Origin of the sequence: Candidatus Propionivibrio aalborgensis (assembly GCF_900089945.1) — a bacterium.
In the GTDB taxonomy this organism is placed as follows: Bacteria; Pseudomonadota; Gammaproteobacteria; order Burkholderiales; family Rhodocyclaceae; genus Propionivibrio; species Propionivibrio aalborgensis.
Window position 1 is genome coordinate 26,365 of the sequence record NZ_FLQY01000079.1, and the last position, 21,388, is coordinate 47,752.

19 protein-coding genes are annotated in these 21,388 nt (G+C 57.2%); 2 read left to right on the forward strand and 17 right to left on the reverse strand.

Annotation, left to right across the window (positions count from 1 at the left end; genetic code table 11):
* Positions 1-428 precede the first annotated feature (428 nt).
* The 8 genes from cysK to PROAA_RS19045 all read right to left on the reverse strand — a co-directional run bounded on the left by cysK (position 429) and on the right by PROAA_RS19045 (position 10,995).
* Complete coding sequence (gene cysK, locus PROAA_RS05255; RefSeq protein WP_186410330.1) at positions 429-1,361, reverse strand: cysteine synthase A; 933 nt, start codon at positions 1,359-1,361, stop codon at positions 429-431.
* A 164-nt stretch (positions 1,362-1,525) separates the two neighbouring features.
* Positions 1,526-2,512 (reverse strand): UPF0149 family protein, encoded by a 987-nt coding sequence (locus tag PROAA_RS05260; protein ID WP_186410331.1) that lies wholly within the window; start codon positions 2,510-2,512, stop codon positions 1,526-1,528.
* Positions 2,505-3,038: a DUF6398 domain-containing protein gene (locus tag PROAA_RS05265; protein WP_186410332.1), complete on the reverse strand. Its 534-nt coding sequence runs from the start codon at positions 3,036-3,038 to the stop codon at positions 2,505-2,507. Before PROAA_RS05265 ends, PROAA_RS05260 begins: the two co-directional genes overlap by 8 nt.
* 11 nt (positions 3,039-3,049) lie before the next feature.
* The gene (locus PROAA_RS05270; RefSeq protein WP_186410333.1) at positions 3,050-4,759 is read right to left on the reverse strand and encodes a DUF262 domain-containing protein; all 1,710 of its coding nucleotides are present in this window, start codon (positions 4,757-4,759) and stop codon (positions 3,050-3,052) included.
* Positions 4,760-4,772: 13 nt separating this feature from the next.
* Positions 4,773-7,292 carry a DEAD/DEAH box helicase gene (locus PROAA_RS05275; RefSeq protein ID WP_186410334.1) on the reverse strand — a complete coding sequence of 840 codons (2,520 nt, stop codon included), beginning with the start codon at positions 7,290-7,292 and terminating at the stop codon, positions 4,773-4,775.
* Positions 7,289-8,140 (reverse strand): DNA damage-inducible protein D, encoded by an 852-nt coding sequence (gene dinD / locus PROAA_RS05280; RefSeq protein WP_186410335.1) that lies wholly within the window; start codon positions 8,138-8,140, stop codon positions 7,289-7,291. Before dinD ends, PROAA_RS05275 begins: the two co-directional genes overlap by 4 nt.
* Before the next feature lie 4 nt (positions 8,141-8,144).
* Positions 8,145-10,655, reverse strand: coding sequence for a site-specific DNA-methyltransferase (locus PROAA_RS05285; RefSeq protein ID WP_186410336.1), 2,511 nt, complete (start codon positions 10,653-10,655; stop codon positions 8,145-8,147).
* Positions 10,656-10,710: 55 nt separating this feature from the next.
* The gene (locus tag PROAA_RS19045) at positions 10,711-10,995 is read right to left on the reverse strand and encodes a hypothetical protein (RefSeq protein WP_186410337.1); all 285 of its coding nucleotides are present in this window, start codon (positions 10,993-10,995) and stop codon (positions 10,711-10,713) included.
* A 272-nt stretch (positions 10,996-11,267) separates the two neighbouring features.
* On the opposite strand from PROAA_RS19045, the gene PROAA_RS05295 reads away from it, so the two are divergent.
* Together PROAA_RS05295 and PROAA_RS05300 are read left to right on the forward strand one after the other, a co-directional pair.
* Entirely contained in the window at positions 11,268-12,707 is a 1,440-nt protein-coding gene (locus tag PROAA_RS05295; protein ID WP_186410338.1) for a DUF2868 domain-containing protein, read from the forward strand.
* Positions 12,691-14,079: a GTPase/DUF3482 domain-containing protein gene (locus PROAA_RS05300; RefSeq protein WP_186410339.1), complete on the forward strand. Its 1,389-nt coding sequence runs from the start codon at positions 12,691-12,693 to the stop codon at positions 14,077-14,079. The genes PROAA_RS05295 and PROAA_RS05300 overlap by 17 nt, the downstream gene beginning before the upstream one ends.
* Positions 14,080-14,103: 24 nt before the next feature.
* On the opposite strand, the gene PROAA_RS05305 is transcribed toward PROAA_RS05300, so the two are convergent.
* From PROAA_RS05305 to PROAA_RS05345, 9 genes are all read right to left on the reverse strand, one after another.
* Positions 14,104-14,625: a GDYXXLXY domain-containing protein gene (locus PROAA_RS05305; RefSeq protein ID WP_186410340.1), complete on the reverse strand. Its 522-nt coding sequence runs from the start codon at positions 14,623-14,625 to the stop codon at positions 14,104-14,106.
* Positions 14,622-15,659 carry a DUF4401 domain-containing protein gene (locus tag PROAA_RS05310; RefSeq protein ID WP_186410341.1) on the reverse strand — a complete coding sequence of 346 codons (1,038 nt, stop codon included), beginning with the start codon at positions 15,657-15,659 and terminating at the stop codon, positions 14,622-14,624. The genes PROAA_RS05305 and PROAA_RS05310 overlap by 4 nt, the downstream gene beginning before the upstream one ends.
* Positions 15,652-16,665: a DUF2157 domain-containing protein gene (locus tag PROAA_RS05315; RefSeq protein ID WP_186410342.1), complete on the reverse strand. Its 1,014-nt coding sequence runs from the start codon at positions 16,663-16,665 to the stop codon at positions 15,652-15,654. Before PROAA_RS05315 ends, PROAA_RS05310 begins: the two co-directional genes overlap by 8 nt.
* Positions 16,666-16,764: 99 nt before the next feature.
* Positions 16,765-17,430, reverse strand: coding sequence for a DsbA family oxidoreductase (locus PROAA_RS05320; protein WP_186410343.1), 666 nt, complete (start codon positions 17,428-17,430; stop codon positions 16,765-16,767).
* Positions 17,431-17,479: 49 nt separating this feature from the next.
* Positions 17,480-17,941 (reverse strand): YccF domain-containing protein, encoded by a 462-nt coding sequence (locus PROAA_RS05325; protein ID WP_186410344.1) that lies wholly within the window; start codon positions 17,939-17,941, stop codon positions 17,480-17,482.
* Between the two features lies 1 nt (position 17,942).
* The gene (locus PROAA_RS05330; protein WP_245664174.1) at positions 17,943-18,344 is read right to left on the reverse strand and encodes an acyl-CoA thioesterase; all 402 of its coding nucleotides are present in this window, start codon (positions 18,342-18,344) and stop codon (positions 17,943-17,945) included.
* A gap of 196 nt (positions 18,345-18,540) precedes the next feature.
* Positions 18,541-18,756 (reverse strand): hypothetical protein, encoded by a 216-nt coding sequence (locus tag PROAA_RS05335; RefSeq protein WP_186410346.1) that lies wholly within the window; start codon positions 18,754-18,756, stop codon positions 18,541-18,543.
* A 36-nt stretch (positions 18,757-18,792) separates the two neighbouring features.
* Positions 18,793-19,650 carry an HDOD domain-containing protein gene (locus tag PROAA_RS05340; RefSeq protein WP_186410347.1) on the reverse strand — a complete coding sequence of 286 codons (858 nt, stop codon included), beginning with the start codon at positions 19,648-19,650 and terminating at the stop codon, positions 18,793-18,795.
* A gap of 192 nt (positions 19,651-19,842) precedes the next feature.
* The coding region (locus PROAA_RS05345) for an acyl-CoA dehydrogenase family protein (protein ID WP_186410348.1) at positions 19,843-21,388 on the reverse strand (1,546 nt) is incomplete at its 5' end.

The window sequence follows — 21,388 nt, forward strand, 5'->3', positions numbered from 1 at the left end:
GAGCGCTCCATGGGTGAAATATTCTCAGGCGTTGGATGAGATTTGACCATTTGCCGGCCAGGTATTGACGAAATATAGTCAGTTCCGACCTGCCGGATACCCGTTGTCTCCTATCAGCAACGGCCGTTTGTAAGTACCGGGCGGGTTGGGTACAAGTATGTAATTTTCACGGTTTTTAGGAGAAGGAAAGTGGGAACGGAAATCTCGGTTTGGGGCGCAGGTTTTGCCATCGTGTTCATGGTTGCCTGTTTATCGTCGCCATGCATCGGTTTGCTGGTTGATTGGGTTGCTCGCCATCGGCAACACGCCGCAGGTGCAAAGCACGCCGGGGTTTAGTCCGCTTCTTTTATTGCTCTTCAAGTTCCCCTGCCATCATCCCATCGAGGGCAGGGAAGCATCGTGCACGAACCCCGGCCCTGCTGTCGTCGTTAATCCACCAGACCCGCAAAAAGCGGTGTGCTGAGGTAGCGTTCCCCGAACGAGGGAATGATGACGACGATCAGCTTGCCCGCGTTTTCAGGCCGCTTGGCGACCTCTATGGCCGCCCACAGGGCAGCGCCCGATGAAATTCCGACGAGCAGGCCTTCCTCGCGCGCAGCGCGGCGGGCAAAATCGAATGCATCGTCGCTCTTGACGCGGATCACTTCGTCGTAAATCTTGGTATTGAGAACATTCGGAACGAAGCCAGCGCCGATACCCTGGATCGGGTGCGGTCCCTTGGCGCCGCCCGAGAGTATCGGCGAGGCATCCGGTTCTACAGCAATGGCCTTGAACGAGGGTTTGCGTTCCTTGAGCACCTCGCCGACGCCGGTAATCGTGCCGCCGGTGCCGATGCCGGAAATCAGGATGTCTACCTTGCCCTCCGTATCGCGCCAGATTTCTTCGGCTGTGGTGCGACGATGGACTTCGGGGTTGGCCGGGTTATTGAACTGTTGCAGCAGCAGGTAGCGCGGATCGGCGGCCGCCAGTTCCTCGGCCTTCTTGATCGCACCGCCCATGCCGTCCGGGCCTGGGGTCAGGATCAATTCGGCACCAAAGGCGCGCAGCAGGGCGCGGCGTTCCTTGCTCATGGTTTCCGGCATGGTCAGCACAATCTTGTAGCCGCGTGCGGCAGCGACCATGGCCAGCGCGATGCCGGTATTGCCGCTGGTGGGCTCGACGAGAATGGTGTCCGGCTTGATCTGGCCTGCCTTTTCGGCGGCGGTGATCATCGACTCGCCGATGCGATCCTTGACGCTGTGCGCCGGATTAAAGAACTCAAGCTTGGCGGCAATCGTTGCGCCGGCGCCTTCAGCCAGTCGATTGATACGGACAAGCGGCGTATTGCCGATCAGTTCGGTGACGCTGTTGGCGATGCGCATAGTGGTTCTCCTGTCAGGTTCGTGAGGGGTGCTTGGATTCGGTTGTGGCTCGTACGCGCCGAAGGTCATTTTCCGTCGAGGCCCGAGACGGTAGTGGTAATGATACTCCGGAGATCGCTGCTATCTGAAGTTTAGCCGCGCACCTCCTCTTCATCGCACGATCCTCAATGGAAAGTGTGCGGAGCCTCGTTCGCCCCGCAACACCTTTTGAATTTCTTGCCACTGCCGCAGGGGCACGGATCGTTGCGGCCGATCTTCGGCCCGCCGCGAATCACCTGCCCAACGCTCTGCTGCCCGCCGAAATGAAAATCGTCGTCAACCAATCCGCCCGGCTGACTGGCTCGCCTGTCTTTCCAGAAAGCATGCATTTTCACCAGCGACAATTCGATTTCGTTCATCCACTTCTCGGCATCGCCGGCCCTCTTGGTGATATCGATGCCATCGTCGGTGCCCAAACGCAGGAATGGCGTAAACCAGGTGGGTTGACCAGCGGCCAATAGGCCCCAAGCCTCGTCGCTGAACTGAAAGCCGAGCAGGAAACCCTCGCACCATTCGGCGGCACCCCATTGGTCGCCAGACCAGAAAACCGGTTCGAAGGATGCCGGGGCATCGATGAACGTATGCACCACGGTGTTGTAGTGCCGCATGATGAGCGACATGATCCGATTGGCATGTTCCACACTCTCGAATCCCGCTTCGGACTCGCCGGTTTCTCTATCCCACACCCACGGCAGCCATTCAGACGGCATCACGGTGCGCGGGCCAATGGCAATCGCCGTCAGAAAGCCTTCCAGCGTCGAGACATCCATCGACGTCTCTTCAATGGTTTCGTTGGCAAGAAAGTCGTCCAGCTCGTTGAGCTCGGCCTCCGAAAGCGCCTGGTCCAGTTCTCTCATTCCGCGTTCTTCGGATGACGTTCCGATCAGCGAGTCGATCCCCTCTTCATCAATCGTTTTCAGCGCTTCGTCGAGTGCTTCCCGGTCGCTCGCAAACGAATCATCCCAAACGGTGGAGTTCCCGTGTTCATCAACCACTTCCAGCAGCCAGCCGCCTTCGCCATCTTCATAGATATCGATTTGAACCGTCTTGCCATCCCGGGTGACGGATTGCGCCAGCGGTGACACGCGTGGGGTTGGGTCGAGTTCAGCCATTGCTTGACTCACTCACATCTCGCTCGGCAGGAACAAAAGGAATCAGCCCTTTCTCAAAGGCCATCTGCTGCACTTCGGCGGGCATTTCGCGAATGTCGACCATGAAGCCGTTGACCTGCAACAGCCACACCATCGGGTTGTCAGCGAGACGGCTGGGCAAGGTCCATTCGGGAGACATCGGCCCCATTTTCAGCAGGTCGCGGATTTCCTTCGACTTGTTCTGCCCGGTGCTTTCGGCGATGCCAAAGAACTCGTAGATCACCTTGGGCTTACAGTGCGGTTTTTGTGACGGGTCATCCAGAAAATTGACCCGCCCGACCGCGTGCACCGCCGCTGCCGCCCAGACATTTTCCTTGCCCCTTAACAACGGCGAGGGCCGCTTTCTGGCAAGTGCGCCGACGACATGGTGAATCAGCTGCCGATATTCTTCGTTGAGGTGCTTGGTACAGAATGCATCGACAAGTGCTGCAATGGCGACGTATTTTTCGGTAATGGGTTTGGGGATTTTCTGGGGCAGGTCGGTCATGTTGGCGATCCTCAGTACGAAGCCCGAATACGCTGCAGCAAATCGTTGTGCCGGTTTTCCAGGTCGACCAGTGCGAACGATGTGAGTGTCAGAAGCCGCTGCGAATTGGGCAGGCTCTCGACACGGTCCTCAAAATAGCGTACCCGCTTGTCGGCAAAATCCAGATTGCCCAAAGAGGTGTTCTTGCGTCGAGACAGCAACATCAGGTTACCCAGACGGTGCAGCCATTCCTCGCGCTGTTCTTCGGTAAAACCCTTGACCCACTGGCTGGCCTTGGCCGGTGTTTGCGGCAGGATGTGCTCGACACTGATCTCGTCAGGCAGATTCAGCGGTGCGGCGTGGCTCGCGAGTAGGTATTCCAATCGCAGCAGCACGTACTTGGCGAAACGTCGGCCATAAATGGCACCGTCGAGCAAGCTCATCAGTAGCACTCGATCGAAGTCGAATATTTTGCTCGACAACACGTCGTCCGGGTTGGCAGTAGATTCGATGGCCTTGAGCACATCGTTCATGTTGCTGATGCGCTGGGTCGGCGTGAATTGCACGATCCAATCGGCAGAGAATTTGTTGTCAATACGCTCGATCAAATCGATCAGTTTCTGCGCCTTGAATTTGCGATACCACGCCAGCACCGGTGGAATCCAGTCGGTCGAGGGCAACCCCCGTCGCATCACGTTGATGCGATTACGGTAAGCGTTGCCCAGGCTTGCCGGCAAGCCATCGAACAAAATCGTCTCATTAAACGCATCCTTGTAGGCTTTTACTGCCTCGAACGTAGCTGCGCCAAGTTCGAGTAGCGGTGGCTTGGCACCGTAAATGCGCTCGTCGAACTCCTTGAGCAGGCCTTCGCGGGCTTTGTCCTTTACGTAGATGGTGCGCACCAGCGACAGGAAACGATCAAACTCGTCGCGGCCCATCTCGCCCTCGACTTCTTCCCAATACTCGGCCCATTTGCCGCGATCCTTCTCGCCCGTAATCGCGCCTAGATTTTTTGCCTTGATGATGTCGCTGTTCGACAGCGGAATTCCACGGTCGTTGAGGATGGTGAAAAGACGGAAGGCATCGTCCAGTTCCTCGGTTGCCACGTAGATGAACAGTGCGTTGTTCAGCAAGAAGCTAACGAAGCGGTCGAATTCGCCAGCACTAGAAAAGCGTTCGCCATCGTTGAAACTGCTATGGATGGTCTGCATACCGGCCGCCATATTGGCAAGCGACAGATTCTTGCTGGCGGCAATGCCAGCAAGATCGGGGCTGCGGGAGCCACTATCGTTCTTGACGTAGCGTTCGATGAACTCGCCCACGTTGTCGCGAATGTCATAGACAAGGCGGTTACGGCCAGGGGTGTTTTTCCACCTGTTCTCTTTCTGGTAGAGCATCTCGCGGCAGGCGCCCTTGAGATCTACATCGGCCACCCGGTCCCGGATGCAGGCCAGCGTGAGCATCAGAGTAGTCAAGCGTTGCTGACCATCGAGCAGCTCGTGTTCTTCGAAGCTCACGCCGTCTTCGGTACGCGTTGCTTTGCGAAGCACCATCGAGCCGAGGAAATACTGCCCATCCGGGTTGTGCTCGCTGGCGTAGTTCACATCGTCGATCAACTCCGAAATCTCGTCCTTACCCCAGACGTAAGCACGTTGGTAGTCCGGAATGCGGAACCAGAAGCGCGAAAACACTTCGCGGATAACGACCTTGGCGCTGTCGATCTGACCCTTCTTATTTGTCATTATGTATCCCTGATTACTTGGCCAATTTGGCAAACAAATTATCCAACTGCGAGTTGCTGGTAATCAGCAGCAGTTGCTTGATCGTCGCCTCCTTGTTGATTTCCAGTCGTGCGTAGTGATCACCACCCGCTGGCGATGCCTGTTTGCGAATCAACTGAATGCGTCCAAACAGTGCGCCGTGGCGTTCAGCGAAACGCGCCAGACCGACAGCCTTCTCGAAGTTATCGCCGAGACTCGGATCGTGGGGCTCCAGGATGTCGATAGTGAAGTCATCGTCATCCTGCTGCACGATCACCAAATCCGGGAACATAGGGCGCACGTCGCCGCCCGTCTCGTAGGGAATTTCCAGAGACCACTGCTTGCGATCCACATTGCGCAGCCAGCCGACGACCTCTGGCCTTACCAGTTCATCTTGCAAGACGCCTGCCTCCCACGTGCCAAGGTCGGCACGGAACTGTCCGTCGCTTTCCACGTACAGATGGTGCTGCCAAAAGTCGGCGCTGGCGGTACGGCGAAAATCAATGGATTCGGGTAATCTCCACGGTACCGCGTTCGGCTTGGCAGTGGCGAGGCGCAATTTCTCATAGTTGGCCCGGCGCTGTTCCTTGAGTTTGGCGATAGTCTTCTTGTGAGTGTCGTACAAGGCGTCAAACGTTTTTTCAGAAGCCGACTCCATCGTCGACATAGCCGAATGGTTACGGGCTAAGACGATGGCTTCGACTTTCACATCCAGCGCATCCCGGTCGGCGTGCGTTTGCCAGTAGGTCATGTGCAGGCCGTGGCTCAGCGCCCGGCCGGCTTCCTCGAACAATCGATCAATGTCCACGCCGGAGGCGTCGATGTGATAGTCCGTTTCTGGCTCGGCAACTCTCGTGCCGTTTTTAACTGCGAGAGTCTTCAGGCCGACACGCGTGATGGACTGCGCTACGGCATCAAACTGGCCCGCCGATTTCATGATTTTGATCTGCTCTGCCATCCACTCGACGATTTGATTCTTGGCTTTATCCCAAGCTTCATCATCGATCTCATCCATCGTCAGGTCGCGCGAAATAGCCATGAAGCGCCGCAAATGACTTTGTGCCCGGGCGGCATTGACGCGGTAAGTGACCCGATCATCCAATGCGGCGAAAATCTTCTCTGTACCGATACGGCGACCGAGCACCACCAGATTGCGGCTGGAACCGGTTTCCGATGGTGGTACGTCTTCGACGTTGTGCAGAGACTCGACCACACTGGTGACGGCCTGTGTATCGAAGTAGGGCAGAAACAAATGCACGTCGTTCAAGGCCGCATCGCGCTCGATGCGCCGCGCCAGAGGTGTGCGCACCATCCGGCCGAGCAACTGAGCAATGTAGGTGTGATCTTCGGCTCGACGGAACGACATCATTACTTCTGCCCGCGGGCAATCCCATCCTGTCGACAGGCTGGTTTTGAAGAACACGATACCGATGCTCTTGTCGGCATCGATGCGTGAGGCATCCACCTTGCGCATCCGTCGACCACCCACGTCGATGTCGCCGGTATCGTGCATGGCATGTGCAACTTCACCTTCGCTGAGGCGGCGGCCAATGGCACTCTCGATGACGTTCAAGGCATCGGTGAGGCTGGTTCTTGTCACGGCATTCGCTGTCGCATTGTCCACTTGCACCACCAGCACCGGCCAGATGGGCTGCTCGCCCTCCGCCTCGCAATAGGCCGCCCAAGCTGTCGTCATTTGCCCCCAACGGCGAGCAGCCTCCTCAAGGAGTGCCATCTCGGCGGTGGTCGCCGATTCCGGATGATGAATCAGGATGCGGTCTTTCAGCAGGCCAGATTGCCTGACCTCATCGGGCGGAATGGCCACCTTGTGAACCGTGTGTGGTGCGTGTTCCAGCAAGTCCATGAATCGCCTGGGCGTGGCCGATACACCAATGACCAACGGCATCTTGGTGAGGCCTGCTTCCGGGTGGCCGAGCAAAAACCGCTGCATCAGCGTTTGTGCCTCCTTCTCACCCCTCCCGCCTGCCATACCTCGGTGCGCCTCATCGATCACCACATAAAATCGATCTGGAATCGCCTTGGCCGTATTGGTCAGCGTGCTCCAGATCGAATACTGGCGACCATCACCCACCTTCGTCAAAAGCTTGTCATTGCCCAGCTTCTGCGTGTTGATGAAATACACGCGGCCGCCCTGCAAGCGTTCGGCGTCAAAGGTCGAATCAATCGGAATGAGCTGATTGACCCGATAAATACGATCCGACTGGCTCTCGATCTTGAGCTTGGTCTGCTCGTTGAGTTCGGGCATGTCCGAAACCCACAGGATCACTGCATCCGGCTGTGGTTGCCAGTCCAGCGGCCAGGCCAGTTGGTCGTCAGGCTCGTCGAGAATGGCCTCGAATAGCGCCGTCATCACGATGGTCTTGCCGCTGCCGGTCGGCGCGGAAAAGGCAATGGCCTGTGGGTTGTCACTGCTGGCGAAATTGCGCGCAGCGGCAAGCTTGTCGCGCAGCAGATGAAGCGCATCCTTCTGGAAGTCGAACAGGGTGACTTTCATTTTTTTCTCTTGCCTTCCAGTTTCTTCTGCGCACTCTCGATCTGCTGAATGCTCTTTTCTGGTGTGGGCAGCGCCTCGGGCATGGTGCCGCCCAACTCATCGATAGTTTGGCGTACTTTCTTGCCAACTTCGAAGTGGGTCTGGTTTGCTTTCTGTTTGCCGCGTACCTGGTCGCGGCGCAGTTTCTCTTCCGTTTGTGTGGCGCGGAACAGATTGGCGGCCAGTTCGGTGCTGCCCATGTGGTCGAGAATTTTCTGGCTCTTCTTTAGCCCCTTGATGGCGTGAATGTCTTTCGCGCCCCGCCCGCCGTAGAGACCCTTGTAGCCGTGATCCTGAAAAATGGCATAGTCGAGAGGCGTGTCGACGCCGGCCTCTTTGGCGGCAGCGGCGAGATGCTTGTTGTGCTCGGCAAGTTCGTTGCGGATGGCTAAGCGCTTGTCGTTTTCGGACAGACGGGCAAAGTCCTCGTTATCGCGCAATTCCTGGCGGCGGGTCTGCAGGGCGAAGTAGCTCTGGCCGTTGGCGATGACCGGCTTGGACGGATCACCGTTCTGGACGATCAGGTAACACGCGTAGCGGGAGAGGCGAAAATCCTCGACCTGCCGCTTCGCTCCGGAGCCGATGTCGACCATTGTGAGGACATCCTCAATATGGTTCTCCACCGCCTGAGCGCTGTTACGACAAGCTTCCTTGGCCCGTTCGACGACCGGCAGAAAGTGCCGGTACTGCGAATAGTCCAGCACGGTAGCCAACTGTCGAGCCAGCCAGAATTCGTTGCCTTCGGCATCGAACAGGCGAATGCTCTCGAAGGTTTCGTGGTGCTGCTCAACAACGCGTTTTTCGGTCATGCGCTTATGTCCGTGGTTTATTGATCATGAAGTTAACGAGGTAATCGCGGTAGAGTTGTACGACCTGCAGATCGGGATTGGCCCGTCTCATCGTTTCGCGAACCTCGGCTGCCATCGCCCTGAACGACTCGTCGGCATCGGTGACGATAAAGACATGCGACATGCCAGTGCGACCCTTGATGGCCTTCATCAACCGGGCCAAACGGGATTCATCGAGTAACACGACGAAATTGCTATCCTCCGGAACAAACACCACAGGTTCGGATTCGCCCTTATTTGCCAGCAAATGCAACTCCGGACGCGGCCCGACCGCACCCGCCTTGAGCCACAGCAGGGGAAGAATTTCCCGGAAAGCGCGCTTCAGCGTCACGCGATCCTTGTCGAGAAAATCCAGCTTGAAATACGCCAGATTGGCCGGGAAGCCCGCGCTCATCGGGCGCTTTTCTTCCTCCGGCACCAGGGTGGGGCCGAGCAGATCGTTGATCTGCACCTTCAAACCGTCGAACACCCGCCTGGTTGGCGTGACGATGTAGAAGTCAGTGATGTGCTCCTGTTCCTCCAGTGCCGCCAACCACTCCCCTGCGGCAGCCGGGTCAAACAGGATGCTGGCCTTGTGTTCTTCGGAAATGATGAATGGGCACGGGTCTTTCACCAGCGTCTGCGGCAGGCCATCGATCAGTGCGACTACCTGCTTCTTCTTCGTGGACGTGTCGAGCACGGCGGGATCGACAAAACCGATTTGGGTGAAACTGCGAGCCTTTTCCCGCTCGACCGTCTTGCCGGTGAGATACTCGCCTGTCAGCGCCGATCCATCATCGCGCCGACCGAGGAGGGTGAATTTGGAGCGCGGCCAGGTCACAGAGCGGCAAATTCCTTGCGCTTCCCATTCGGCGTCGCCGGGTTGCAAGCTGCGGGCGCGCAGGGCTTCCGCATCTTCGGAGGAAACCTCGTTGTTGGTCACCAGAATGCACCGACGCTGCCCGCCGTCGGTCGCGTTGAGCAGGTTGACGGCATTGAGTGTGGTGCCACTGCCGGCAAAGAAATCGACGATCAGAGCTTTTGGACGGTCGCGCACCACGGTGGCAACCGCATCGCGGGTGGCGTAGAGGGATTTCGGGAAGGAGAATTTGCCCCCTTCCCCGAGGATGCCACGCAACAAACTCGAACCGTAGTTGCCGGCATCATGGGTTGCGCGGTGCCAAACTGTTTTGATTGAGCGCTGCTGTGCCTCCGTATAGCGCACGGCCACTTCGCCGGTGATGTCATCGCGGTCGACGATTTCGATCACGCCTGCTTCAATCTGTTTCTGCGCTTTTTCTCCAAGGTAGAGGACAGTCCATGTGCCGCGGGCTTCGTCGAAGCCGCCCAATTTTACGTAGCCCTTGGCCAGCAACAGTCGCAAGGTGGGCGGGCTGACACGCCAGTTGCCGAATGCGCCGTCAGTGCGCAGCGGCCATGCTGTCTGACGATTGCTGATGCTTGTCAGGTCAGGTTGTTGGTCCAACGGCAACGGGGCACCAATAGAGACGATTCTTCGCTGCGCAGGATCAACGGTGATGGGGAAGAATAAACCCGGACGGTCTTCCCGGCGCGAGTTGGTGCCTCCTCGCAACAACCACTCCCAGCGCGGCGTCTGAAAGCGCTTGGCTTCGCCGCGGTCGGGAGATAGCAAATCATCGTCGTGGGCTGCCAGTGTGACGCCGGGGTTGAAGCAATACAGCGCATATTCTTCCGCCCGCGACAAGCGGCCCTGCGCAACGCCTTTCTGGTTGATGACGATGGTCACCAATTGTCGCCACGCTTCCGGAAATTCCCGCTCCAACAACATCCCGAGGTGATGCACCTCATGCTCGTCAATTGTGACGATCAGTACGCCGGTATCGGGTTTGAGCAGCGTTTTGGCGAGCTTCAACCGCTTTGCCATGAAGGCCAGCCACTTGCTGTGCCGCCAGCCATCGTTACCATCTACGTAGTCGTTGTTGTACTTCCAGTCGCGTGCGCCGGTGTTGTAGGGCGGGTCGATGTAGATGCAATCCACTTTGCCGGCATACAGGTAGTCCAGCAGTTGCAGCGCGTGGTAGTTGTCGGCCTCGATCAGCGTATGCCACGGCGTGTCGGCCGGTCCGTTGGCCACCGCATCGACCGGCACCAGGGACGGGAAGATCGGTTCCCCGAATTCTCGTACAACCAGCACCTCTTCCACTGCGAAGCTCACGGGCTCCGCTGCGGATCGGGTCGGCTCTGATGGATGGGCGTCATCTTTCGGTTTGACACAGGTGACGACACCGTCCTTCACGCTCTTTACTTGCCAGACTTCCTTCAACGCCCCCTGGCGGCGGCAGACCAGATCGCCCTTGCGCGGCCTGGCCTGATGGAGCGGCAGTAGTTCCGGCAAGTGGTCTTCAAATACCAGTCCGAATTTCTTGCTCTGCAAGGCTTGCCCCCACTCTGTCGCCAGTCGCTCGCGCAGACGTGGATCACCGATTTGGCTGATCAGATCATGAATGGCTGACAACGGGTTCTCCCTGTTCTTTTCTGGTGATGGGTTCAGTGTTCAATGGCCATCCCATTCATGTCGCGATTTCCGGCGTGATCAGTCGCACATCGGCAAAATAGGCACTGTAGCGGCGCGTATCGCGGGTCAGCAGCGGATAGCGCGACACAGCGGCATGCGCACCGATGGAGAAGTCGGCGAGCACGTTGTCCTTGCTGCCACCCTGTCGGCAGTAACGCACCAACGCCTTGCCGGCCAAAAACAGGGCAGGGCGCGGCACCTCGATTAGGGCCAGATCCAGTGCATCGCGAATCTGCTTGGGGATAGTGACCTGACCCTTGCTGGTAAGTGTCGTCGACATGGGCCGGTTCCTCTTGTATTACGAACTCGTCGATTGTAATGCCCGAAGTAATGCTATGCAATCTGCACAAACACTCGCCACAGGCGGGTATCAGGCTGTGTATTTCCCGTGTGAATTCGCTTCGGTTCGGCGCGCGTTGTCGCGACTCGCTTACAATTCCAACAATCGCAACCACATCAACGGTGTTTCAGATCTGCAATGCCGCCTGTTCGTTGTCATCACACGTTTTACCAGCAACGGATAAGCGCTGTTCGCCGGAACAAGATACGAGAATGACATCTTCCAAACTTTCTCATTTTGAAAAGCTATGGCTCGCTGAATCCTTGCGTCAGTTGGAGGCCGACGCCTGGCTGGACGACAAAGCAATTCTGTTGCGCCTGGCGACGGAAAATGCCGACGAGGAGTACGGCACCGAGGCGTTGATTCTTGAGCGGACCCAGCTCCTGGCTGACAAGCACACGACCGTTACCGCGATGGCAACTGAGATTCACGGAGTCAAGTCGGGTGCCAGCGTTTTGGCCACTGTGTTCGGTATCGTTGCCGTACTGGGTGGGATCGCGACGGCTTCCGTAGTTCTCGGCAACCCCAACGTCAATGTGATTCTGGCGTGGTTTGCGCTTCTCGGCCCTCACTTCATCAGCCTGATCGCTTGGGCGGCTGGCCTCTTCCTTGGCATGCATTCCGCACGATTCTCTCTTGGTAGCCTGTGGAGCGCTGCAACTCGGCGGTTTTCAAAAGGCGGGCACACGCCGCTGATTTTCCAGGCAATGACCGACATGTGCGCGAGAACCAGACTTCTGTACTGGACCTATTCTCTGATCAGCCACGCACTGTGGAGTCTGTTTTTCATTGGGGCAATTCTTGGTCTCTCCTATCTTCTGATGATACGGGAGTACAACTTTCGCTGGGAAACGACGATCCTGCCTTCCGAATTCTTTGCCGGTTTCGTGGCTTTCTTCGGCTGGTTGCCGAAACTGATCGGTTTTCAGATACCGGAACCGGATATCGTTATCAGCCTTCCTGTCGGAGAAACGTCCCGCAGGGCATGGTCGGTCTGGTTGCTGTGCGGTGTCGTTTTCTACGGCTTCATCCCTCGCGTCGTTCTTGCGATAGACAGCGTACGACGTTTGAACAGAAGCAGGCGCGGCCTCACGCTCGACCTCGAACTGCCGTACTACGTCAAGCTCAGGCAGCGCCTTGACGCTTTGCTTCGCCCCCCTTCTGTAATTACCGATCCGGATTTGGGCGTCCCTGATCTGGGGTTACAAAGGGGGCACGTTTCTTCCGCGGACATAATCGACAAGGATGACGGCTCTTCGTCGCCTTTCCTGTTCGCCCTTGAGCTTCATGATGATGTGGTTTGGCCGCCATCTCATCTTCCAGACAGGATTGCGGTAGCCGGGAATATTTCCACCCTGGATAGCCGTGATGCTCTACTGAACAGGATCGCAAGAATCAAACCGTGCCGGGTCGTCGCTGCCTGCGAAGCCAGAGCTACTCCGGATCGAGGTACGCTTTATCTGTTGAACGATGTATCCAATGTCGCGGAAGCGGTGGGCGTGCTTCTCCTGAATCAGACCTCGGCACGTGCAGACCGGGCGCGTTACTGGCGCGAGGAGCTTGCAGCAGTCGGCATCAAGGCTGAATTGATCTTTTCGGAGCTCTCTGATTCGTTGGTTTGGCTGAAGGGATGCGATGATGAAGTCAAGTAGCAGACCCATTTCGGTCGCCGTTGTCGGACATACCAATGCGGGAAAAACGTCGCTTCTCAGAACGCTCAGCAGAGACAAGAACTTCGGAAGTGTCTCGGGGCAACGTGGAAACACCAAGCACGTAGAAACTACAAGCGTATCGATTGACGGACGCCCGGTTCTGCAGCTTTTCGATACGCCTGGATTCGAGGACTCGATCGCACTTCAAGAGTATTTAAGACAATTTGAGAATCTCGATAGCCGACGTTCCTCGCTCACTGCTTTTCTGGGTAGCCCGGAAGCCAAAGGCAGGTTTATTCAGGAGGCAAAGATCCTGGGGGCGCTGCTTGGCGAAATCGATGCAGCGTTCTATGTCATTGACACCACCGAGACGCCGCATACCAAATTCAGGTCCGAGCTGGATATTCTCGCTTCCTGCGCGATTCCCGTCATGCCGGTGCTCAATTTCACCGGCCATCCGGACAGCCGGCTTGGTGAGTGGAAGAATGTTCTCGCCGATCGGGGATTGCACGTTCAGGTTACCTTCGACGTCATTGCCCCTCTTGCCGGCAGCGAACGGCTCCTGTATGAGCAGCTCGCATCGCTGCTCGGGGCTCACAAGACGAAATTGCATAATCTGGTTATCGCGCTGGAGAATGAATCAAAGGCTCGTTCCCATGCAAGCCTTCGATCGATCAGTGACTTGCTCGTCGATGTTGCCGCGTACAGAACCCAGGTTATTGAAAATCACGACGATGAAATCGTGCGAAAAGTATCCGAGTTGCAGTCCACTATTCGTCAGCGAGAACAGCGGTGCGCCGACGCATTGTTGTCGATCTATCGCTTTGACCGGAAGGATCTTGAAGTTCGAGACTTGCCTTTGTTAAGCAAACGTATCGAGGATGATCTGTTTAACCCGGAAGTGCTAAAACAAACCGCTCAACGTCTTGGTACGGGGGCAGCAATTGGTGCATTGGTCGGCCTCGTCGCAGACATTGGCGTTGCCGGAATTTCGCTGGGTGCCGGCGCCGTCATCGGTGGGGCCGTTGGCGGCATGGTCGTCAGCTCCTGGAAAAAATCATCGCGCTGGATCAAAGGAAAGATCAACGGATATGTTGACCTGACGGTGGATGATGCGACCTTGCTGGTTTTGCTGGGAAGGCAGTTGCAGTTGCTGACCTCGTTGCAAGGTCGAACGCACGCGGCGAACGAAATGTTGGTACTTGACGGCAATCCAGCGCTAACCAAGGCGCTGGAACCGGTCATCAAGAAGACGATTACTGCCCGTGCTCACCCTGACTGGTCACGGCTCTCGGATGGTTTCACGGACGAGAGTGATCGCGTCGAAGTCATGGAGACAATTGCCGACAGCATTCGAGAGCTGTTTGTTTAGGCTGGTGGCAATCTGCGCCAGATTTCAGTAGCGGTTCTCGCCGAGCTGTTTCAAATTGCCATCCAGCATTGCCGTCAGGCGTGGTTCACCGTTGCTGCCCACACGAAACTCTCCAAATCGCGCATCGGCAAATCGGGCTGCGTCACCTTCCTGAAAAAAGAAGGCATTTGTGGCAATCATCGGGCGATGATTGCGTATGCGGTAACGGATGGCAATTTCGTCGGCGGTCGGCGGCTCCGTATTCGATTGCTTTGGGAGTGGCTGCAATGGTTCGGGCTGAACTCGCAGCAGCGTTGCCACACCGCGTGTGTCAAGGCGAACCACGGCATACCCATCCTCGTGCGCCAGTTTGCGCCGTAGCTCGTTGCCGAGTGCGTAGTTGAGCGACATGAAATCTCCCTGCATCAGCGAGCGAGGATCTATCGGCGCCAGTTCCAGCAACACGACTCGCCCATCGGCAAGGATGCGCTCGTTCGACCAGATGCTCCATCCGGCACCGACCAATACAAAGAAGAGACCAAACCATATCCCTGTCGTCCGTTTCATGCGGGTTTCTCCTGCTTGCGGATCAATGCCCTTACAGTGAGCAACAGAATTCCCCCAAGAAACATCAGACTGGCTTTGTGCAAAAGGATCAGCTGCAGGTCGTAGTAAAAGCGGCCAACGCCGAATACCAGCATGGCGCCGCCCAGCCACATCAGCCAGCGATGTCCGCGCGCAAAGCCGAATACCAGGGTCAGTGCTCCCATGCCGACAGCCGGCGCCTGCCAGGTCATACCCAATGCAATGGCCAGCAGGACGGCGGCAAACATGTTGCGGACGCTTTTCAGTTGCGGGCGGGCAATTATCAGCACAAACGCGATATTCACTGCGCTGCACAATACCGCGTCGAAATGGAAGGCTTTGTGCAGGCCGAAAAGATTGTGCGAGAAATAGCCACTCAGCGCGTAGGCAAAGCACAGCAAAGTCAGGGCACAGGCCAGGGCATAAACGGATTCGCCGAAACGATGCGCCTGCCAGCGCGTTTCGTGATACCAGAGCAGGCAAACTGCGAACCAGTAAATGCCTACCCAGTAGCGCACAAGTTCCCATGAGATGGACATGTCTACTGCCATCACCAAGGCCGCAGAACCGACCAGTGCGGCAACGAGCCGGTGCGGCATCCATGCCACCCATAACAGCATGACGGCTTCGTAGAGGGCGATCATGAAGAATGAAGTGCTGCCTTCCCCCCTGCCGAACATGGTTGCGCCAACAATCAGGGCACCGTGCCCAGCCATACTGGCAACCAGCAGGAACTGGCGCAGAACCGTGCTCCCGGTATCTACGACACGTCCCATCAACAACCCGGTCAATGCGGTCACGATCAGCCCGATGACGATCCAGTTCGACGCGCCTTTGACCAGTGGCACGGCCCCCATGCCGAGAAACAGCAGCATGAAAACGGCAGCGAGCCAGCCGCCGATTACTTGCAGCGCGAGAATCCAGTGCGAACCACCGGCCTCGAACGAGGGGGGTGGCAAGGACTCGCCGCGCAGGTAGCCGTCAGCCCGTAATTCATTCAGCACGGGTTCAAGCATCGCCTACACCCCTGGCTTTCGCCCATTTGCTTGATGTATGCCTCAGCCAGATAGCGGCGGCAGCGGTCATCGCGGCCACAACCGCACCGATGACAAAGAAGGAAGTCACGTCGAGATACTTCTTTCCGAACATGCCTGAGATCAAACCGGCGGTAAGAACGGCGATGCAGGAAAGTGCGGACGCGACGAGCGGAACGATGTCCTTGCGGCGTGTGCGGTAATACCAGACCGTCAGGAAGAGCCATGGCAGGTATGCGATAGGCGCATAGTGCATCAGTTGCCAACCAGTTCGTTTGACGAGGAACCACCAGCTCACGCCGAGTCCGGTTGCTGCTACTGCGGCCAGAAATACGATGAAACGCGGCGCATATCTCGCCCGCATCCAGGCGATGCGCGGCCAGTAGAATTCCCAGAGGAATAGCGCCAATGCATTGAGCAACAGCGGCCCCCAGAATATCGCGTCGGAATAAATCAGAACCATCCAGATATCGAAACGCCCGACCAGAAACAGGGCCAGCGAGGTGTTAAGCAGAACCAGCCAGAACAACCAGACCCAGGGCGCACGTGCGATTACCACCCAGGGCAGGGCGAGCAACGCCCAGCCCGCGAAAAGCAATTCGCTATCGGCACCGGTCTGGTAGATTTGTCCGATTACGGCCAGCAGCACCCCGGTCAGTACGACTCCCGCGCCAAGCCAGGCTTTTCCAACCGCACGCTCAATGCCGGTATACGCCATCATGCTTGACGAAATCACCAGCGGTAGCACTACAAGCGATATCTTCGTGAAGCGGTGAAGTTCATTCCAGTTGAAGGCAAAGAAAAACACCACACTGGCCAGTAGCAGCAAGATACCTGCCCAGAGAAGCAGGCGATCTGCAAAGCGTTTCCAGTTGGCCGCATCCGGAAACACGCCAATACGGTGCAGGGCGAAATCCAGCCCTTTCGCCGTCAATTGGCCGTTGCGTGCGAGGGACTCAAGATAGCGTCTGGCAGTGAGCGGCGTCATGAGGTCAGCAGGGCTGGAAAATGGTCATCTTATTATGTATTGCGTAGCTGACAAATAGCCCGGTTGTCTTGCGCAAGACATTGCCGGTCAAGACATTGATCAAGACGAAGGGGCCTCCATTGCCTGCAGAATGGCCGCGGCCAGCACCGCACTGGATTGTGCTCCCGGTACGGCCAGACGATCCTGAATGACAAAGAGTGGCACCCCGCTTATTCCCTGTCCGCTGATACCGTCAAAAAGCGATCTGACCTGATCAACGTCCATGGTACTTTCGAGGTATTCGGTCACGTCGTCCATCCGATCGCCGCATTCAGCAGCGATTTCTGCCAGCGTCGCGATGTCGCCGATATCTTCACCGCGCTGAAAGTGTGCGACGAACAGTCGCTCGACCAAGGCTTCAATTTCGGCCGGCTGACGCCCGGTTGACTGGGCGCGGTAGATCAAGCGGTGTGCACGCAGCGTATTTGGTCGAATCGAAATCCTTTCGAAATCGAACTCGACACCGGTATCACGTCCGGCTTCTGTCACGACCTTCTGCAAACTGGACACCTGCTCTTTCCCGCCAAATTTGGCTTCGAGGAAAGCACGGTAGGGCTCGCCCTCGGGCGGTGTATCGGGGTTGAGGAAGAACGGTAGCCAGTTGAGCCGGAAGCGGGTTTCCGGAAATTTCTCGCGCACGAGTGCGACGGCGCCAGTCATGCGGTGCTTGCCGATGAAACACCAGGGGCAAACCAAATCGGAAACGATGTCAATGGATACGTTCATTGCGACAAGCACGAAGTTTCAAGGGGTAACACGCGTGCTCCGATGGCACTCAATTGCTCTGCCTGAGCCGGGCAAGTTCCGACTGTGCGCTTTCTCCTCGCATTGCAGCCGCAACTTCCTTGTTGACAATTGTCTTGCCGATGGGTGCTAGAGCGATAGCCGCCAGCTTGAGGTGCTGGATGCCAAAGGGGATGCCGATGATGGTTACGAAGCATGCGGCGGCAGAAATCACGTGCCCAATGGCCAGCCACACCCCGGCCAGCAAGAACCAGACGATATTGCCGAAGAGGCCGAGGACACCCGTGCCAATGTCACTTTGTCCTGATAGTTCTTCCCTGCTCACTGCTTCCTTGCCGAACGGCAGGAAGGCGAACTGCCCGATGACGAAGCAGGCTTTGCCCCACGGAATTCCAATGATCGAGACGAAAGCCAGCAGCCCTGCGAGCCACCAGCCCAAGCCCATCAACAGGCCGCCCAGGATGAGCCACAGGATATTGCCGATCGTACTCATTTCAACTCCCGATTTCGGACAATCGTGTCCGCAATTCTTCCGGAATTGGCACTGATTTTCCACTGGCCACATCTGTCCAGACAATCTTGGCATCACCGGTTGCGTACAGCGCATCCTCGCCCTGCATGCGAATCTCATAGCTCGACATGAAGCTGCTGCGGCCGGGAGGGCCAAAGAACATACTGACCTCTACGGTACCCGGATAGGTCAGCGGGATCAGGAAGGTGCAACTGGCGTTGATGATGACCGGAGCCGTGCCTTTCGGAACGATTGAGTACCCGAGGCTTTCCAGATATTCAACGCGAGCCTGCTCCATGTACCGGAAGTAGATCGTGTTGTTCACGTGATGATAGGCATCCATATCGCCCCAGCGAATTGGAGAGAGGCTCTTGATAACAAGCATCCTCGGTTTCTGGTGTTTTTCCACGTGAATCCTCTGATTGGCTGACGGCATGGGGGTGCTGAAGGATGGCCGTCCGGAGTCATTGCTTCATGATTCAGGATTCGGCTCGCCAGACCGGCGCGAACTGTGCGCCAGATACGCCTCTTTCGCCGAAAGCGGTCGCGGCCCGGGCGGCCTGGCTACCCCACCTGCGCGTTTAATTCTTGTACGCTTCTTCGGATCTCTTGACGCTCTCTTCCGACGCCTTGGTTGCCGCATTCAGATTGGCCTTGAACGTCTCCATCTGCTCCTTGCCCTGCTTGGCTTCATCTGCTTTGAGTTTTCCTACTGTTGCGACCGTACTGGCGCTTTCAATACCACAGCCGGAAAGCAATACCAGCGTTGAGACGACAAAAACCAAGTCTGTTCGCATGTGTTTACCCTCAAAACAGGCCTTCGCCCTGACGGATCAGGATTCCAGCGCAATAACGATCGAGTAAATTTCATCGCCGGAAGCTGCAATTACTTCGGCCACCGTACTCTGGTCAAGACCAAGGGTGGCCGCACTGTCGGCCATGGGAGTCACGCGGGCGTCGAGTTCATCGAATGGATCCGGGCGCGGCGAGACGGCACCCGCGATAAAGAGGAGGTCACTGAGCGAGGCAGGAGGCATCGACCCACTGAATTGCTTCGAGGCAAGTACGGCATCCACAATGGATGCAGGCAGCTTCAGCTCGTTGAGGACGATTTCCGTAGCATGCCCGGCCAGATCATTGATGGTTTCAGCCAGTACAACGGTATCTTCAAGCAGCGCAGGAAAATCGGCAACGCGCGAGAGCAGATAGAAACGTCCCAGATCATGGACGATGCCGGCAAACATGACTTCGTCGGCGTTGAGTTTGGTGAGTTTTCGGGCCAGAACGTAAGACAACGCGGCCACATGCACACTGCGTTCCCACAATCGGTTGGACAGATCGCGGCAGCCACTGTGGCGCTGCGACTGACGCAGCTGATCCATGATCAGCACCATCGCCAGTCCCTTGATCGGATCCATGCCGACGCGCATCACCGCATGTCTGACGTCGCGCACCGTCTGATTGGTCGGATTCAGGGCAACGGAATTGGCGAGTCGAATCACCTTTGCGGACAGCAGAGGCTCTGCGACGACAATCTTTGCCAGCGCGGCCATGCCGAGGTCTGGGTTTTCCACTGCCTTCAGAACCCGCCGACTGGCATCCAGGCTGGTCGGGAAGCTGAGTTCGCCTATGTTTGCGGTACCGACCGCCTGGCGGAGAGATTCGGCGGCTTCATGTATCGTTTGACTCACGCTGCGCTCCTTGTCAATTTCAGCAACCCACCGCATTCTAAACTCTTGCTGAGCGTTTTTGAGCAATCAAAGAGGATTTCCTCCGACAAACCCGGCGAGGTGCCCTGAAGGGGAACTGTAGAGTATGGCGAAATCGCCAGAGTTTCTCAGCATTCTCCAAACCTCTGCGTTCAATGCGGGGAAAGTGCTCCCTCAGAACTGGTCCTCCGCCAGTGCCATCACGCCAGCCGCGCCCTCGGTGACCGAATCTGCCAAACCGTCGGCCCGCGTCAGCAAGTGGTCGGCGAAGAAACGGGCAGTGACGACTTTGACCTGGTAAAACGGATCGCTGTTGCCCGCGTCAATCCTTGATTGTGCGATGAGCGCTGCGCGCGCCATCTGCCACCCTCCGGCGACGATTCCGAAGAGCATGAGAAAGGGGACAGCGCCCGCTGAAGTCGCATGCACGTCGGAAGCATGGGTGGCGACAATCCACTCCCCGGCCTTGCCTAGAGCATTGACGCCGGCAGCCAAACGGCGGCGAATTGCGACAAGGTGCTCGTTACCCTGAGTGGCCAGCTCGGCATCCAGTGCGCGCATCATGCCGATGACGGTTTTGAGCGCTTCGCCGCCGTCGCGAGCGATTTTTCGACCGATCAAATCGTTGGCCTGAATACCCGTCGTGCCTTCGTAAATCGAGGAAATTCGGGCATCACGCAGATGCTGTGCAGCGCCAGTTTCCTCAATGAAGCCCATCCCGCCGTGCACCTGTATCCCGGTTGACGCGACTTCGATTCCTATTTCGGTGCTCCAACCCTTGACCACCGGCGTCATCAGGTCCACGAAAGCCTGATTCTGCTTGCGTACATCGGCTTCCGGATGGTGATGAGCCTTGTCTTGTGCCCCCGCCACGACGTAGGCCAGCGCGCGGCTTGCTTCAGCCTGTGCTTTCATGCTCATGAGCATGCGGCGTACGTCAGGATGCGCAATGATCGGGACTTTGGCGCCATTCCGCACACCGATGTCCGTACCCTGAATGCGATCCTTGGCGTAATCGCGCGCACGTTGATAGGCGCGTTCACATGCGGACACGCCCTCCATGCCGACACCGAAACGTGCGGCGTTCATCATGATGAACATATACTCAAGCCCGCGGTTTTCCTCACCCACCAGAAAACCGATGGCCCCGCCTTTGTCGCCAAAGGCCATCACGCCTGTCGGGCTGGCGTGGATTCCGAGCTTGTGTTCGATGGACACGCAGCGCACGTCATTGCGTTCGCCCGGGCGGCCATCTGCGTCAACCATGAACTTTGGTACGAGGAAGAGGGAAATGCCCTTGACGCCCTCGGGTGCCGTCGGGGTTCGTGCCAGCGCCAGGTGGATGATGTTGTCCGCCATATCGTGCTCACCGTAGGTGATAAATATCTTCTGGCCGAAGATCCTGAAATTGCCATCCGCTTGTGGCACTGCGCGCGAACATATGGCCGCGAGGTCGGATCCGGCGCCCGGCTCGGTGATGTTCATCGTACCCGTCCACTCGCCGCTGACCATTTTTTCGAGGTACGTCTGCTTGAGTTCATCCGACCCGGAAAGCACCAGCGCTTCGATGGCACTGCTGGTCAGCATCGGACAAAGCGAAAATGCGTGGTTGGCCGATTTCCACATCTCGGACACGGGTGCTGCAACGAGCTTGGGCAGGCCTTGTCCTCCCCATTCCGGCTCGCAGTTGAGCGCTGTCCAGCCGCTTTCGGCAAACAAC